This is a genomic window from Lewinellaceae bacterium (genome assembly GCA_020636135.1).
Classification (GTDB): Bacteria; Bacteroidota; Bacteroidia; order Chitinophagales; family Saprospiraceae; genus JAGQXC01.
In genome coordinates this window covers 459,267-477,500 of sequence record JACJYK010000001.1, presented here as the reverse complement: position 1 = coordinate 477,500, position 18,234 = coordinate 459,267, and the positions used below count along the sequence as shown (strand labels likewise).

Here is an 18,234-nt window from a genome sequence, read left to right as displayed (position 1 = left end):
TACAATCATCAGAACGGAATTGGACATACCAGCATGAATATCGGATCTAGACTTGGTCAGAAAGGGGAATATCAGGTCGCCATACCTTATATTCAAAATGCAATTTCCATTTTAGCTCACCTGAAAACAATTTTAAACCAGGTCTTATCTCCGATTCATTAATATGGGAAGTGCTACCGGACACTTAGGGCGAATGGATGAAGCCTCAGTATGGTACGACAAAGCCATCAACCTGGCTACAAGAAATTAATCATATAACCTACCTTAAAGACACCTACGAAAACATGGCGGACCTGTATGAAGAAAAAGACCGCCGGAACTAGCACTCCAGTATTATAAAAAATTTAGTGACTTAAAGGACACCATCTTCAACGATTCCCATGCAAAGGAGCTGGCCGAATCAGAAACGAAATACCAAACTGCCCAAAAAGACCAGAAACTTGCTGAAAATGAGCTGGAGCTGGAAAAACAAAAAAACAGGCAAAAAAACACCCTTCTGATTGCCGTAACGCTACTGCTCACAGCCATGGGCACCATCGCCTATTTACGAAATCGTCAACTACGCAAGCAAAGGGAGGCAGATCATGCCTTACAAATGGAAATAGCAGAAAAAACAAAACTTAGGGAACTGGACAATATAAAATCGAACTTCTTTGCAAACATAAGTCATGAATTCAGAACACCGATCACTCTGATGTTGGCACCGTTGGAGCAATTACAAAATAATACGGTCACAAAGCCTGAAAGATATTTCGACATCATTAGACGAAATGGGGAGCGCTTACTAAATCTGGTAAATCAGCTATTGGATTTATCGAAGCTTGAGAAAAAACAAATGCATTTGCAAGCAAGCCCCGGAGACCTATCCACTTTTGTAAGACGCCTTGCCTTCGCATTCGAATCGCTCGCCCACAACCGTAAGATTAATTACGAAATCCAAATCGCTGCCAAACAAAATGAAAGCTGGTTTGATGGTGACAAAATTGAAAAAATAATAAACAATTTAGTTTCCAACGCTTTTAAGTTTACATCTGATGGCGGAGACATACAACTATCTTTAACCTATGAAGATGATCACGCCTCCATTCGAATAAAAGATAACGGGCAAGGAATTCCTCCGGAGAGCATACATCGCATATTTGACCGTTTTTATCAGGTGGAAGTAAGCACCAAACTAAGTACAGGAATTGGTCTAGCGCTGGTTAAAGAATGTGTTGAATTACACCATGGAATCATTGAAGCGCAAAGCATTTCCGGCGACTTTACAGAATTTAAGGTATCATTTCCAATAAATAAAAATGCTTTTGCACCGGACGAAATAGCTGAAATTGAACAGTTGTCAACTGAATTGAATGCTATCGATAGTGATACTTCCTCTATTTCCCCGGTAAATTATTTCTCAGCGATTGAAGACATTGACAAGCCATTGATCCTTGTTGTCGAAGACAATCCTGACCTGCAATATTTCATTGGAGAAATTCTGTCACCCAATTACCGGTTCCAGATTGCCCAAAATGGAAAAGAAGGGTTAGCAAAGGCTGTGCAGAATACACCCAATTTAATCATCAGTGACGTCATGATGCCAGAGATGGATGGATATACCTTGTTACAACATATCCGGAGGGATGAACGTACAAATCACATTCCATTTATTTTGCTGACTGCAAAGGCATCTGACAAGGATCGGATCGCTGGTTTGGAATTCGGTGCTGATGACTACATGACCAAGCCATTTTCACACCAGGAGTTATTAGTCCGAATTCAGAATATACTTACTATCCGCAAATTACTCCGGGATAAATTCCGTAACTCCTCCGTACTTGATTCAACCGGTCCGGAGTTACCGTCAATGGACAAGGAGTTCCTAAGCAGGGTTATGCAGGCCATCAATACCCATCTTGATGATGAACATTTTGGTGTGGATCAATTAAGCGACACCATCAACATGAGCAGAAGTCAGCTTCACCGAAAATTAAAAGACATCACCGATCTTAGTCCCAGCGAATTAATTCGCACCTACCGGCTCAACAAGGCGAAAGAAATGCTCATAAATAAATCGGGAACTATTTCGGAAATTGCTTTCCAGGTGGGTTACAAATCTCTTTCTCATTTTTCCGATAGTTTTAAAAAATTCTTCGGACATCCACCTACAGAATTGCGATAATCAGGGTATCCAAAATGGTATTTGGGCCACCGGAGTCGAAATCAGGCGGACCTCTTCTGCTTCTCCCATTAAATGATATTTATTTACCTTCAAACGGTGTTCTCCACGTGGCAACATATCCAGATCAAGCAGAACCGTTAAGCCGGGATCTTTCGTTTGTGGGTGCTCGTAAAAATGAAAGGTCGGACTGACAATCATAGAATCATTAATATATAATTCCACCAGGCCGGACAAACATTCCAATTTCCTCTCTGCAGTCTGTTGAGCTTCTTCAGGTGCCCAAACCGGAAAAAGGGACAAACTTCCATGGACTAAATCCGGACATTTCAGAGCGATGGCAGGATCATCTTGTTTGGGCTCATATCGGATAAACAATGGCATTAGATGTTGACTGACAATCCTTGAAGGTATTGAAGCCGAGACAGCCCTTTTATTTTCTGTGCGTTCATCTTCATAATATTGTACGGCTAGAAATCCTCCGTTTAGCTGGTATGAAAAATAGCGTTGCTTAAAGACGTCCACATTAACTGTAAAATAAATAAATATAAAATATGGAAAAATAGCAAACGCAACCATCCTTCCTCCCCGTGTTCCAATCAGATTATAATAGAGCGGTCGGTAAACTTTAGCTGCTGTTATCAGACTAAAAAAAGTATAAATTGGATAATAAAATCGAAACAGGAATCCACGTTTTTTTACCCAACCAAGTGTGAAAAAATCCAGAGCGTACAGAAAACCACCGAGTGAGAAAAAAATTATCCATAAAGATCGTAAAAAAGCATACAATTGATCCCATCCAAGTAAATTGGAAACATAGTGAAAGAGCTCTTTTACAGTCATAAAGACCAAAAGTGTAAGCCCAAATGAAAATAAAATGAGTATGGTCAAAAAAGTAAATGCAAAAATAATGCTGCAAATCTGGTCTAATTGTTCGACATAATGATCGTAGGAAGGTAGTTTATTTTGGAGTTTTTGTCCAAATGCCTCAGAGAAATGCATCTTTTCCAGGTTAATTTTGGATGAGAGTGTCCTCAAACCAATTGTTCCGATCCAGAGGCCTCTGATCACGACGAGTAAAATTAAATTCACTGTCAAAAAGAACCATGCTGTAGTGCCAAATAAACTGATGAAATTAAAGAAGACATTTAGAACCGGGTTGACCGGCGCATAAAGCAAAACGTCATCCAGAAAGTTTTTTAAAGGATCATACATCCGAAGCAATAATGCAATGGAAAATCCGGATATAAGTAATTCCAATTGCCAGCTTTGATATTGGAGTTTTTCCAGCCATTCCTGGATTCGCAAATCTTTATCATTGGGTTGTTTCGATTCCATATGGTAATTTTATTAAAGAGCCTCCTAACCCAATGGAGAGGAGGCTCAGGCCATCGTCGACAAACAGGTATTTGCGTGATTATGGTTGGACCGCAAAATCCATGTTGGCTTCAATCAATCCATCGTTCTGCTTGTCCCAGATGGTGATATGCCAGGAATAATGTGCTCCTTGTTGCATCGGATCGCCAATGGTCAGATTAGAAGAAAGTTCGTTTGCCTGGGTGGCATCAAGTCCGGCCACACTGTATTCACTAAATAAGTCCTCCGCCTGTAAAACAACTGCTCCTGCCTCATCTTTCACCAGAACGGACAATCCGGGAAAGACTTTGCCTTCTCGCTTTTCAAACCCGCTCACTCCGAGAAAATTCATAACCACTGTACTGCCTGCCGGAAACTGATTGTCACGGTAGGTCTCACCGTCTTTGGTTAACACGATGTCTTCTACTCCAAGGCCATGATAGTTGTATTTCAACCCGGTTACCAAATCTTTGTGTACCCCTACCTGACAGGAACAGAATGCTCCCAGAAGGATCAACAGGATAATTGTGCCTGTGCTATTGAGATATCTTGATTTCATAAAGCATTGTATTAGAACTATTGAATAGTAAATGTTCGTGTTACCGATACGCCGCCTGTCAGTGCTGCTTTCACTTCGTAAGATCCCGATGGCCATCCGGCATTCGGTCGCGATAAGGAACCAGCCACCTGTATGGATTTACCGCTTCCAAGATCCCCAAGTCGAACCGTGAGTTCATCGATCTCATATTGATCCGAGGCATAGGTCCAGGTAAACGTGAGGTAATCATCGTCCTTACCATCATTGACAGTCACCGCAGCATAGATCTGCGGAGTTGTAGTGGCAAATGAACTCTCGTTATCGTCGCATCGCTTTTCCGAGTTGACCAATTGGCATAGCCGGAATTCGTCGATTGAAGAAGACTTAACCTTGTCTTTTTTACACGAGATGATGATCAGGGATAGAGCTATTAATAGATATGAAAAGATTTTCATGTTGGATTGATTTTGCATGTTAACTGTTGGATTGTTTAGTCGATATAGCGGATTCCTATCGCGCGGTCATTATTATAAATCACGATCGCTTCGGCTTTTGGATCACCACCATCATAAGCTTTTCGATTTTTCTTCTTGGTGTTACGCACCATGGTGTTAACAACATTTTCCAGGGTTGCACGGTCGTCCAGGACTTCTCCCCAGTTCCAAAAACCTGTGATTTGAAATACTTCTTCAAAATCCGCGAGTGGTTCGCTGTAAATGTAAATATCAAGGCCATCTACTTTGCGAACTTGTGCCAGTCCCTTTTGATTTGGGGAATAGGTGAAAGCACAAAGGCTTATTAGTGTAACAAATAGGATTGATGATTTCATAATACATTGAATTATAATAATTTAAGAATTGATTGAAGCTTTATTAAAAAGCATATTGCAAACCTAGTGTGGATCTGGCACCGTGGCTTTCCATCTGGTCGCACACCCTTTCAGATTTGTCGCATCTATCAAAAAAACAGGTAAGAAATGCTCCAATTTGGCCCGAAGGGAGGCCAGAAGGTCAAAAAGAACCTTGCAACAAGATGAAGCAGGACAATCAGGATTTGATTACTTTTGCCTTTCCAAAACCGAATCTCATATGATGAAAATTCATAATTTTAGTGCCGGACCTGCTATTTTACCACAATCTGTTATGGAGCAAGCTGCACAGGGAGTGCTCAACCTGAACAATTCTGGGTTGTCAATTCTTGAAATTTCCCACCGCAGTAAAGATTTCACGGCCATTATCGAAGAAACGGAAACTTCCATCCGGGAACTGTATCAAATTCCCGACACCTATGCCGTCCTATTTCTCAGCGGAGGAGCATCGACACAATTCTTCATGGTACCCATGAACATACTTGCCAACGACGAAGTAGCAGCTTATGCCGATACCGGATCCTGGTCCTCGAAAGCAATTAAGGAAGCTAAGGCATTTGGTACCATCAAAGTAGTTGCAACCTCAAAACCGGAAAACTATTCACACATTCCGGTTAATTATGAAATTCCGGCCGAAGCACGCTATCTGCACATCACAACGAACAATACCATTTTTGGGACCCAATATCACCAACTACCTGCCACGGATATTCCTCTGGTAGCGGACATGTCCTCTGATTTTTTGAGTGAGCCGATCGACATCAACCGCTTTGACGTTGTTTATGCAGGTGCACAAAAAAACCTGGGACCGGCAGGGGTGACCGTCGTGATCATCAAAAAGGAAATCCTCAACCGGACCGGAAGGGAATTACCTACGATGCTGAACTATCAAACCCATGTAGAAGGCGAAAGCCTCTACAATACACCTCCCGTGTTTCCGATCTATGTTTCCATGTTGACACTTCGCTGGATAAAGGAACAAGGTGGCCTGTCTGCAATCAAAATGATGAATGAGCGTAAGGCAGCATTATTGTATGATGAAATTGATCGCAATCCTTTGTTCATTGGGACTGCGAGGAAAGAAGACCGGTCTCTGATGAATGTGACTTTTCTGCTCAAGGACTCTTCCAAAGAAGAAGCGTTCCTTCAACTCTGTAAATCCAAAGGGATCAGTGGAATCAAAGGACATCGATCTGTGGGAGGTTTCCGGGCATCCATATACAATGCAATGCCCGTGGAAAGTGTACAGGTATTGATCGACGCCATGCAGGAATTTTCAGGTAAATGATCCAATGAAAGCCAAATCCACATCATATCTCCTGAAGAGCGATGGGTGGAAAATACCGGTGCATGTTGTCCGGGAATGGAGACGAAGCATTCGATTTTCAATTGGTAAAAAAGGGGCCTATTTAAGATTTCCGCACCTTACAGGATCAGGGCAGCTATCTCGTGAAATCGAAAGAGCAAATCTTTGGATAAAAAATCAACTGTCTGACAATCCGAACCTGGCAGCACACTTTTACCAGAAAGAATACATTGATGGTCAGGAGTTTATCGTTGGTGATCAAACGTACATTCTGGAGTTTCAGCGCCACGATTCGGTCTCGTTTACCGCCCGCTTAAAGGACGGAAAGAAAATAAAAATTCAAATCCCTAACACAGCGACGGAAGAAGTTATCAATAAACACATTCCAACCCTATTAAGCCGGATCATTGGTCAACACCAAAAACCTCGTATTTCAGAGCGGGTCAGGCAACTCAACGAACAGCATTTTAAGCGGCCAATCGGTACCATACGCTTAAAACATAATCGGAGCAACTGGGGTAGCTGTAGCCATACCGGAAACATTAATCTTTCCACACGGCTTTTGTTTGCGCCTGAGATTGTCCAGGATTATGTGATTATTCATGAACTCGCCCATTTGATCGAGATGAATCATTCTCGAGCTTTTTACTCAATTGTAGCTAGCATTTTGCCGGATTATAAACAACACGAAGCATGGCTGAAAGCTAACAGTCACCGATGTCATTTTTAGCAGTTTCCCTGTAAAAAGACCTATTTATTGTTAAGATCACCCGATACGGGTTATTAGGCCTGATTTTTGTGGATGTATGTCCGGGAACCCAGTTTTTCAGGTTCTCTCATTTTCCCCCCCTCCAAATTCGAACTGTATTGCAGTGGTTGCAAACGTGCAACCAATTATTAAACCATTAATCCACGAGCATGAGAACAGTCTCTACAATTTTATTCTTGTTCTCGCTTCTTATTCAACCAACCAACCAAATTTTTGCCGAAAACACGGCACCCATTAATCCAGTTCCGGCGATTTCAATAATTGCACCGGATGATATCACCGTATCCTGTGATGTTCCCTGGACTTTTGGAAGACCAGTCATAACCGCTAATGGCGAGTGTGCCCAATTCACACTCGACTCACTCAGTGATGAGTACGATAATGGCGAGTGTGCCCAATCTTATACCGTAACACGAACCTGGATAGCCACCGACGAATGCCAGGGGACTGCTACAGGTTCCCAGACGATAACGGTGGAAGATATTACACCGCCAACGATCATTAAACCGGCGGACAAGACAATCTCTTGTTCGCGGAAACTGGTTTATGATGAACCGACTGGCACAGACAATTGTGGTATACCAACCTTTATGCGTTTTGATACTGTCCAGGTTTCTAAAGATTGCTATTACCAGGTCTTAGTACCTTGGATTGCTATCGATGACTGCGGTAATCAATCTGATACCGTCTGGCAAAAGATCACCTTAATTGATACAGTTGCCCCATCAATTCAAGCCCCTGCGAACAAGACTGTTTCTTGTGATGAAATTTGGTCCTTCGGAAATCCGGTTGTCACTGATTCATGCAGCTCTTTTGAGATCATAACCGTGTCTACCCAATCTTCAACAATATCTTGCGGACAACGGGTCATTCGTACCTGGTATGCCATCGACGATTGTGATAATGCTTCTCCGACTGTGTCACAAACAGTAGATGTGCTTGATCAAACTGCCCCTTCCATTATTCCTCCTGCTGACAAAACCATTTATTGTCAGGATAACCTGATTTGGAATGATCCGGTAACCAGTGATAATTGTACCACTGGAACATTGGTTGTAGACAGCACAAGGCAACAAAACCAATCTTGTGGCTATACAACTATAAGGTATTGGCATGCAATCGATGATTGTGGAAACAAATCCGGAAGTGTTCACCAGAAAATTACTGTGCTGGATACGACGCCTCCACATTTAACACCATTAGAAAATAAAACAGTAAACTGCGATCAAAACTGGACATTTGATATGCCAATGGTCACAGACAACTGTGACCCTTTTGCATTTTTACACCAAATAACAGGCACTCAAGTTAACCTGGCTTGTGGATACCAGGTAACAAAGAAATGGTATGCTACCGACAACTGTGGAAATACTTCAGATACTGCTTATCAGACCGTAATTGTAGTTGATAATCAACCACCTACATTATATCCTTTGATGGATAAAAACATAAATTGTGGTGAGAATATTACTTGGTCCACACCTATGGGTGTTGACAATTGTGATGAAGACTTAGAATACCATGGTGATCAAATTATTCAGGAAGCACTCGAATGTGGATATCGTTATATCCGCACCTGGTATGCAATTGACGATTGTGGCAATACTTCCAATCTAGTAACTCAAACCATTACAATTACTGATAATGAACCTCCAATAATTGATCCACTAACCAATTTGACCATTTCGTGCACTGAAACTCCACAATGGGAAACCCCAAATGCCTTTGATGAGTGTGATGAAGATCTGATCATGGATTCTAGAGTATATTCTATCCCAGCAGCTTGCGGATATACACTTGTTAGAGCGTGGGTCGCTATCGATCATTGTCAAAATGTTTCTGACACAATAAAACAGTTCATCACAATTATTGATGATGAAGAGCCGAATATTGATGAACCTGAAGACAAAACTGTTTATTGCGGCGATGATTTAATTTGGGATGTTCCTGCAATTGAAGATAATTGCGACGAGGATGCTCAGATAATTGCTTCCGAGATTGAGCGTGAAGATTTAGTTTGTGGTTATATATTAACAAGGAGTTGGATTGGTGTTGATGCTTGTGGAAATGAATCAGATCCTGTCTACCAAACCATCACTGTTCTTGACGACGAAGCACCTGTCCTATCGCAACCCGAAGATAAAACCGTAGCCTGCGACGACACCTGGACATGGGACATCCCTACCGTGGACGATAACTGTGAAGAAGGTCTCCAGCCCGTCGGCTCCGAGCCCGTTCGCGTCAATCAAACCTGTGGATATACCCTCACCCGCACCTGGACCGCCACCGATGCTTGTGGCAACCAGTCCGAGCCCGTTTCTCAAACCATTACTGTCACCGACGACGAAGCGCCTGTCTTATCGCAACCCGAAGACAGAACCGTAGCCTGCGACGATACCTGGACATGGGATGAACCCACCGTCGATGACAACTGCGAAGAAAACCTCAAACCCGTAGGCTCCGAGCCCGTACGCGTCAATCTGACCTGCGGATATACCCTGACCCGCACCTGGACCGCCACCGACGCTTGTGGTAATGAGTCCGAGCCCGTATCTCAAACCGTGACCGTCACCGACAACGAAGCGCCGGTACTCTCGCAGCCGGCCGATAAAACCGTAGCCTGCGACGACACCTGGACCTGGGATGAACCCACCGTCGATGACAACTGCGAAGAAAACCTTAAACCCGTCGGTTCCGAGCCCGTACGTGTCAACCTGACCTGCGGATATACCTTAACCCGCACCTGGACCGCCACCGACGCTTGTGGCAATGAGTCCGACCCCGTATCTCAAACCGTGACCGTCACCGATACCGAAGCGCCAGTCCTCTCGCAGCCGGCCGATAAAACCGTAACCTGCGACGACAACTGGACATGGGATCAACCCACCGTCGACGACAACTGCGAAGAAGGCCTCAATCCGGTAGGTTCCGAGCCCGTTCGCGAAGACCTCGCCTGCGGCTATACCCTCACCCGTACCTGGACCGCCACCGACGAGTGTGGCAACCAGTCCGAGCCCGTATCTCAGACCGTAACCGTCATCGATACCGAAGCACCGGTACTCTCACAACCGGAAGATAAAACCGTAACCTGTGACGACAACTGGACATGGGATCAACCCACCGTCGACGACAACTGTGAAGAAGGTCTCAATCCGGTAGGTTCCGAGCCCGTTCGCGAAGACCTCGCCTGCGGCTATACCCTCACCCGTACCTGGACCGCCACCGACGAGTGTGGTAACCAGTCCGAGCCCGTATCTCAGACCGTAACCGTCATCGATACCGAAGCACCGGTACTCTCACAACCGGAAGATAAAACCGTAACCTGTGACGACAACTGGACATGGGATCAACCCACCGTCGACGACAACTGCGAAGAAGGTCTCAATCCGGTAGGTTCCGAGCCCGTTCGCGAAGACCTCGCCTGCGGCTATACCCTCACCCGCACCTGGACCGCCACCGACGCTTGTGGCAACCAGTCCGAGCCCGTATCACAGACCGTAACCGTCACCGATACCGAAGCGCCAGTCCTCTCGCAGCCGGCCGATAAAACCGTAACCTGCGACGACAACTGGACATGGGATCAACCCACCGTCGACGACAACTGCGAAGAAGGCCTCAATCCGGTAGGTTCCGAGCCCGTTCGCGAAGACCTCGCCTGCGGCTATACCCTCACCCGTACCTGGACCGCCACCGACGAGTGTGGCAACCAGTCCGAGCCCGTATCTCAGACCGTAACCGTCATCGATACCGAAGCACCGGTACTCTCACAACCGGAAGATAAAACCGTAACCTGTGACGACAACTGGACATGGGATCAACCCACCGTCGACGACAACTGTGAAGAAGGTCTCAATCCGGTAGGTTCCGAGCCCGTTCGCGAAGACCTCGCCTGCGGCTATACCCTCACCCGTACCTGGACCGCCACCGACGAGTGTGGTAACCAGTCCGAGCCCGTATCTCAGACCGTAACCGTCATCGATACCGAAGCACCGGTACTCTCACAACCGGAAGATAAAACCGTAACCTGTGACGACAACTGGACATGGGATCAACCCACCGTCGACGACAACTGCGAAGAAGGTCTCAATCCGGTAGGTTCCGAGCCCGTTCGCGAAGACCTCGCCTGCGGCTATACCCTCACCCGTACCTGGACCGCCACCGACGAGTGTGGCAACCAGTCCGAGCCCGTATCACAGACCGTAACCGTCATCGATACCGAAGCACCGGTACTCTCACAACCCGAAGACAGAACCGTAGCCTGCGACGACACTTGGACATGGGACATCCCTACCGTAGACGATAACTGTGAAGAAGGTCTCAATCCGGTAGGTTCCGAGCCCGTTCGCGTCAATCAAACCTGTGGATATACCCTCACCCGCACCTGGACCGCCACCGACGAGTGTGGAAATGAGTCCGACCCCGTATCTCAAACCATTACTGTCACCGACGACGAAGCGCCTGTCTTATCGCAACCCGAAGACAGAACCGTAGCCTGCGACGATACCTGGACATGGGATGAACCCACCGTCGATGACAACTGCGAAGAAAACCTCAAACCCGTCGGTTCCGAGCCCGTGCGCGTCAACCTGACCTGCGGATATACCTTAACCCGCACCTGGACGGCCACCGACGCTTGTGGTAATGAGTCCGATCCGGTATCGCAGACCGTGACCGTCACCGACAACGAAGCACCGGTACTCTCGCAGCCAGCCGATAAAACCGTAGCCTGCGACGACACCTGGACCTGGGATGAACCCACCGTCGATGACAACTGCGAAGAAAACCTGCAACCCGTAGGTTCTGAACCCGTACGCGTCAATCTGACCTGTGGTTATACCCTCACCCGTACCTGGACCGCCACCGACGAGTGTGGTAACCAGTCCGAGCCCGTATCTCAGACCGTAACCGTCATCGATACCGAAGCACCGGTACTCTCACAACCGGAAGATAAAACCGTAACCTGTGACGACAACTGGACATGGGATCAACCCACCGTCGACGACAACTGTGAAGAAGGTCTCAATCCGGTAGGTTCCGAGCCCGTTCGCGAAGACCTCGCCTGCGGCTATACCCTCACCCGTACCTGGACCGCCACCGACGAGTGTGGTAACCAGTCCGAGCCCGTATCTCAGACCGTAACCGTCATCGATACCGAAGCACCGGTACTCTCACAACCGGAAGATAAAACCGTAACCTGTGACGACAACTGGACATGGGATCAACCCACCGTCGACGACAACTGCGAAGAAGGTCTCAATCCGGTAGGTTCCGAGCCCGTTCGCGAAGACCTCGCCTGCGGCTATACCCTCACCCGTACCTGGACCGCCACCGACGAGTGTGGTAACCAGTCCGAGCCCGTATCTCAGACCGTAACCGTCATCGATACCGAAGCACCGGTACTCTCACAACCCGAAGATAAAACCGTAACCTGCGACGACAACTGGACCTGGGATCAACCCACCGTTGATGATAACTGCGAAGAAGGCCTCAATCCGGTAGGTTCCGAGCCCGTTCGCGAAGACCTCGCCTGCGGCTATACCCTCACCCGTACCTGGACCGCCACCGACGAGTGTGGTAACCAGTCCGAGCCCGTATCTCAGACCGTAACCGTCATCGATACCGAAGCACCGGTACTCTCACAACCGGCCGACAAAACCGTAGCCTGCGACGACAACTGGACATGGGATGAACCCTCCGTCGATGACAACTGCGAAGAAGGCCTCAATCCGGTAGGTTCTGAGCCCGTTCGCGAAGACCTCGCCTGCGGCTATACCCTCACCCGTACCTGGACCGCCACCGACGAGTGTGGTAACCAGTCCGAGCCCGTATCGCAGACCGTAACCGTCATCGATACCGAAGCACCGGTACTCTCACAACCGGAAGATAAAACCGTAACCTGCGACGACAACTGGACATGGGATGAACCCACCGTCGACGACAACTGCGAAGAAGGTCTCAATCCGGTAGGTTCCGAGCCCGTTCGCGAAGACCTCGCCTGCGGCTATACCCTCACCCGTACCTGGACCGCCACCGACGAGTGTGGTAACCAGTCCGAGCCCGTATCGCAGACCGTAACCGTCATCGATACCGAAGCACCGGTACTCTCACAACCGGAAGATAAAACCGTAACCTGCGACGACAACTGGACATGGGATGAACCCACCGTCGATGATAACTGTGAAGAAGGTCTCAATCCGGTAGGTTCCGAGCCCGTTCGCGAAGACCTCGCCTGCGGCTATACCCTCACCCGTACCTGGACCGCCACCGACGAGTGTGGTAACCAGTCCGAGCCCGTATCGCAGACCGTAACCGTCATCGATACCGAAGCGCCGGTACTCTCACAACCGGAAGATAAAACCGTAACCTGTGACGACAACTGGACATGGGATCAACCCACCGTCGACGACAACTGCGAAGAAGGCCTCAATCCGGTAGGTTCCGAGCCCGTTCGCGAAGACCTCGCCTGCGGCTATACCCTCACCCGTACCTGGACCGCCACCGACGAGTGTGGCAACCAGTCCGAGCCCGTATCTCAGACCGTAACCGTCATCGATACCGAAGCACCGGTACTCTCACAACCGGAAGATAAAACCGTAACCTGTGACGACAACTGGACATGGGATCAACCCACCGTCGACGACAACTGTGAAGAAGGTCTCAATCCGGTAGGTTCCGAGCCCGTTCGCGAAGACCTCGCCTGCGGCTATACCCTCACCCGTACCTGGACCGCCACCGACGAGTGTGGTAACCAGTCCGAGCCCGTTTCTCAGACCGTAACCGTCATCGATACCGAAGCGCCGGTACTCTCACAACCGGAAGATAAAACCGTAACCTGTGACGACACCTGGACCTGGGATCAACCCACCGTCGATGATAACTGTGAAGAAGGTCTCAATCCGGTAGGTTCCGAGCCCGTTCGCGAAGACCTCGCCTGCGGCTATACCACACCCGTACCTGGACCGCAACCGATGAGTGTGGCAACCAGTCCGAACCCGTATCACAGACCGTAACCGTCATCGATACCGAAGCGCCGGTACTCTCACAACCCGAAGATAAAACCGTAACCTGTGACGACACCTGGACATGGGATCAACCCACCGTCGATGATAACTGTGAAGAAGGTCTCAATCCGGTAGGTTCCGAGCCCGTTCGCGAAGACCTCGCCTGCGGCTATACCCTCACCCGTACCTGGACCGCAACCGATGAGTGTGGCAACCAGTCCGAACCCGTATCACAGACCGTAACCGTCATCGATACCGAAGCACCGGTACTCTCACAACCCGAAGATAAAACCGTAACCTGTGACGACACCTGGACATGGGATCAACCCACCGTCGATGACAACTGCGAAGAAGGTCTCAATCCGGTAGGTTCCGAGCCCGTTCGCGAAGACCTCGCCTGCGGTTATACCCTCACCCGTACCTGGACCGCCACCGACGAGTGTGGTAACCAGTCCGAGCCCGTAGCACAGACCGTAACCGTCATCGATACCGAAGCACCGGTACTCTCACAACCGGAAGATAAAACCGTAACCTGTGACGACAACTGGACCTGGGATCAACCCACCGTCGATGATAACTGTGAAGAAGGCCTCAATCCGGTAGGTTCCGAGCCCGTTCGCGAAGACCTCGCCTGCGGCTATACCCTCACCCGTACCTGGACCGCAACCGACGAGTGTGGTAACCAGTCCGAGCCCGTATCTCAGACCGTAACCGTCATCGATACCGAAGCACCGGTACTCTCACAACCGGAAGATAAAACCGTAACCTGTGACGACAACTGGACATGGGATCAACCCACCGTCGACGACAACTGTGAAGAAGGTCTCAATCCGGTAGGTTCCGAGCCCGTTCGCGAAGACCTCGCCTGCGGCTATACCCTCACCCGTACCTGGACCGCCACCGACGAGTGTGGTAACCAGTCCGAGCCCGTAGCACAGACCGTAACCGTCATCGATACCGAAGCACCGGTACTCTCACAACCGGAAGATAAAACCGTAACCTGCGACGACAACTGGACATGGGATCAACCCACCGTCGATGATAACTGTGAAGAAGGTCTCAATCCGGTAGGTTCCGAGCCCGTTCGCGAAGACCTCGCCTGCGGCTATACCCTCACCCGTACCTGGACCGCCACCGACGAGTGTGGTAACCAGTCCGAGCCCGTTTCTCAGACCGTAACCGTCATCGATACCGAAGCACCGGTACTCTCACAACCGGAAGATAAAACCGTAACCTGCGACGACAACTGGACATGGGATCAACCCACCGTCGACGACAACTGCGAAGAAGGTCTCAATCCGGTAGGTTCCGAGCCCGTTCGCGAAGACCTCGCCTGCGGCTATACCCTCACCCGTACCTGGACCGCCACCGACGAGTGTGGTAACCAGTCCGAGCCCGTTTCTCAGACCGTAACCGTCATCGATACCGAAGCACCGGTACTCTCACAACCCGAAGATAAAACCGTAACCTGCGACGACAACTGGACATGGGATCAACCCACCGTCGATGATAACTGCGAAGAAGGCCTCAATCCGGTAGGTTCCGAGCCCGTTCGCGAAGACCTCGCCTGCGGCTATACCCTCACCCGTACCTGGACCGCCACCGACGAGTGTGGTAACCAGTCCGAGCCCGTATCTCAGACCGTAACCGTCATCGATACCGAAGCACCGGTACTCTCACAACCGGCCGACAAAACCGTAGCCTGCGACGACAACTGGACATGGGATGAACCCTCCGTCGATGACAACTGCGAAGAAGGCCTCAATCCGGTAGGTTCTGAGCCCGTTCGCGAAGACCTCGCCTGCGGCTATACCCTCACCCGTACCTGGACCGCCACCGACGAGTGTGGTAACCAGTCCGAGCCCGTATCGCAGACCGTAACCGTCATCGATACCGAAGCGCCGGTACTCTCACAACCGGCCGACAAAACCGTAGCCTGCGACGACAACTGGACATGGGATGAACCCTCCGTCGATGACAACTGCGAAGAAGGCCTCAATCCGGTAGGTTCTGAGCCCGTTCGCGAAGACCTCGCCTGCGGCTATACCCTCACCCGTACCTGGACCGCCACCGACGAGTGTGGTAACCAGTCCGAGCCCGTATCGCAGACCGTAACCGTCATCGATACCGAAGCACCGGTACTCTCACAACCGGAAGATAAAACCGTAACCTGCGACGACAACTGGACATGGGATGAACCCACCGTCGATGATAACTGTGAAGAAGGTCTCAATCCGGTAGGTTCCGAGCCCGTTCGCGAAGACCTCGCCTGCGGCTATACCCTCACCCGTACCTGGACCGCCACCGACGAGTGTGGTAACCAGTCCGAGCCCGTATCGCAGACCGTAACCGTCATCGATACCGAAGCACCGGTACTCTCACAACCGGAAGATAAAACCGTAACCTGCGACGACAACTGGACATGGGATGAACCCACCGTCGACGACAACTGTGAAGAAGGTCTCAATCCGGTAGGTTCCGAGCCCGTTCGCGAAGACCTCGCCTGCGGCTATACCCTCACCCGTACCTGGACCGCCACCGACGAGTGTGGTAACCAGTCCGAGCCCGTATCGCAGACCGTAACCGTCATCGATACCGAAGCGCCGGTACTCTCACAACCGGAAGATAAAACCGTAACCTGCGACGACAACTGGACATGGGATCAACCCACCGTCGATGATAACTGTGAAGAAGGTCTCAATCCGGTAGGTTCCGAGCCCGTTCGCGAAGACCTCGCCTGCGGCTATACCCTCACCCGTACCTGGACCGCAACCGATGAGTGTGGCAACCAGTCCGAACCCGTATCACAGACCGTAACCGTCATCGATACCGAAGCGCCGGTACTCTCACAACCCGAAGATAAAACCGTAACCTGTGACGACACCTGGACATGGGATCAACCCACCGTCGATGACAACTGCGAAGAAGGTCTCAATCCGGTAGGTTCCGAGCCCGTTCGCGAAGACCTCGCCTGCGGCTATACCCTCACCCGTACCTGGACCGCCACCGACGAGTGTGGTAACCAGTCCGAGCTCGTAGCACAGACCGTAACCGTCATCGATACCGAAGCGCCGGTACTCTCACAACCGGAAGATAAAACCGTAACCTGTGACGACAACTGGACCTGGGATCAACCCACCGTCGACGACAACTGTGAAGAAGGTCTCAATCCGGTAGGTTCCGAGCCCGTTCGCGAAGACCTCGCCTGCGGCTATACCCTCACCCGTACCTGGACCGCCACCGACGAGTGTGGTAACCAGTCCGAGCCCGTATCTCAGACCGTAACCGTCATCGATACCGAAGCGCCGGTACTCTCACAACCCGAAGATAAAACCGTAACCTGTGACGACACCTGGACATGGGATCAACCCACCGTCGATGACAACTGCGAAGAAGGTCTCAATCCGGTAGGTTCCGAGCCCGTTCGCGAAGACTTCGCCTGCGGCTATACCCTCACCCGTACCTGGACCGCCACCGACGAGTGTGGTAACCAGTCCGAGCCCGTAGCACAGACCGTAACCGTCATCGATACCGAAGCGCCGGTACTCTCACAACCGGAAGATAAAACCGTAACCTGTGACGACAACTGGACCTGGGATCAACCCACCGTCGATGATAACTGTGAAGAAGGCCTCAATCCGGTAGGTTCCGAGCCCGTTCGCGAAGACCTCGCCTGCGGCTATACCCTCACCCGTACCTGGACCGCAACCGATGAGTGTGGCAACCAGTCCGAACCCGTATCACAGACCGTAACCGTCATCGATACCGAAGCGCCGGTACTCTCACAACCGGAAGATAAAACCGTAACCTGTGACGACACCTGGACCTGGGATCAACCCACCGTCGATGATAACTGTGAAGAAGGTCTCAATCCGGTAGGTTCCGAGCCCGTTCGCGAAGACCTCGCCTGCGGCTATACCCTCACCCGTACCTGGACCGCAACCGATGAGTGTGGCAACCAGTCCGAACCCGTATCACAGACCGTAACCGTCATCGATACCGAAGCGCCGGTACTCTCACAACCCGAAGATAAAACCGTAACCTGTGACGACACCTGGACATGGGATCAACCCACCGTCGATGACAACTGCGAAGAAGGTCTCAATCCGGTAGGTTCCGAGCCCGTTCGCGAAGACCTCGCCTGCGGCTATACCCTCACCCGTACCTGGACCGCCACCGACGAGTGTGGTAACCAGTCCGAGCCCGTAGCACAGACCGTAACCGTCATCGATACC

At 49.9% G+C, this 18,234-nt stretch carries 11 protein-coding genes; 4 read left to right on the top strand and 7 right to left on the bottom strand.

Going from position 1 to position 18,234, the window contains the following annotated elements; all coding sequences use genetic code 11:
- Positions 1 to 526 precede the first annotated feature (526 nt).
- The gene (locus tag H6570_01910) at positions 527 to 2,164 is read left to right on the top strand and encodes a response regulator (GenBank protein ID MCB9318011.1); all 1,638 of its coding nucleotides are present in this window, start codon (positions 527 to 529) and stop codon (positions 2,162 to 2,164) included.
- On the opposite strand, the gene H6570_01905 is transcribed toward H6570_01910, so the two are convergent.
- The 4 genes from H6570_01905 to H6570_01890 all read right to left on the bottom strand — a co-directional run bounded on the left by H6570_01905 (position 2,165) and on the right by H6570_01890 (position 4,884).
- Positions 2,165 to 3,421 carry a hypothetical protein gene (locus H6570_01905; GenBank protein MCB9318010.1) on the bottom strand — a complete coding sequence of 419 codons (1,257 nt, stop codon included), beginning with the start codon at positions 3,419 to 3,421 and terminating at the stop codon, positions 2,165 to 2,167.
- 157 nt (positions 3,422 to 3,578) lie between these two features.
- Complete coding sequence (locus tag H6570_01900; GenBank protein MCB9318009.1) at positions 3,579 to 4,076, bottom strand: hypothetical protein; 498 nt, start codon at positions 4,074 to 4,076, stop codon at positions 3,579 to 3,581.
- Between the two features lie 17 nt (positions 4,077 to 4,093).
- Positions 4,094 to 4,510: a hypothetical protein gene (locus H6570_01895; GenBank protein MCB9318008.1), complete on the bottom strand. Its 417-nt coding sequence runs from the start codon at positions 4,508 to 4,510 to the stop codon at positions 4,094 to 4,096.
- A gap of 35 nt (positions 4,511 to 4,545) precedes the next feature.
- Complete coding sequence (locus H6570_01890; protein ID MCB9318007.1) at positions 4,546 to 4,884, bottom strand: hypothetical protein; 339 nt, start codon at positions 4,882 to 4,884, stop codon at positions 4,546 to 4,548.
- A 262-nt stretch (positions 4,885 to 5,146) separates the two neighbouring features.
- Between H6570_01890 and serC the strand changes: the two genes are divergently transcribed.
- The 3 genes from serC (at position 5,147) to H6570_01875 (ending at position 14,008) form a co-directional block, all read left to right on the top strand.
- On the top strand, positions 5,147 to 6,211 hold the full coding sequence (gene serC, locus H6570_01885; protein MCB9318006.1) for a 3-phosphoserine/phosphohydroxythreonine transaminase: 1,065 nt from the start codon (positions 5,147 to 5,149) through the stop codon (positions 6,209 to 6,211).
- Positions 6,212 to 6,215: 4 nt separating this feature from the next.
- On the top strand, positions 6,216 to 6,959 hold the full coding sequence (locus tag H6570_01880; protein MCB9318005.1) for a M48 family metallopeptidase: 744 nt from the start codon (positions 6,216 to 6,218) through the stop codon (positions 6,957 to 6,959).
- A gap of 188 nt (positions 6,960 to 7,147) precedes the next feature.
- Complete coding sequence (locus H6570_01875) at positions 7,148 to 14,008, top strand: hypothetical protein (GenBank protein MCB9318004.1); 6,861 nt, start codon at positions 7,148 to 7,150, stop codon at positions 14,006 to 14,008.
- Between the two features lie 1,798 nt (positions 14,009 to 15,806).
- On the opposite strand, the gene H6570_01870 is transcribed toward H6570_01875, so the two are convergent.
- From H6570_01870 to H6570_01860, 3 genes are read right to left on the bottom strand one after another with little or no spacing between them, the layout of a single operon-like run.
- Entirely contained in the window at positions 15,807 to 15,998 is a 192-nt protein-coding gene (locus tag H6570_01870) for a hypothetical protein (GenBank protein MCB9318003.1), read from the bottom strand.
- A gap of 42 nt (positions 15,999 to 16,040) precedes the next feature.
- A complete protein-coding gene (locus tag H6570_01865; protein ID MCB9318002.1) occupies positions 16,041 to 16,232 on the bottom strand; it encodes a hypothetical protein in 192 nt (63 codons plus the stop codon).
- Positions 16,233 to 16,274: 42 nt separating this feature from the next.
- A complete protein-coding gene (locus tag H6570_01860; GenBank protein ID MCB9318001.1) occupies positions 16,275 to 16,466 on the bottom strand; it encodes a hypothetical protein in 192 nt (63 codons plus the stop codon).
- Positions 16,467 to 18,234 lie beyond the last annotated feature (1,768 nt).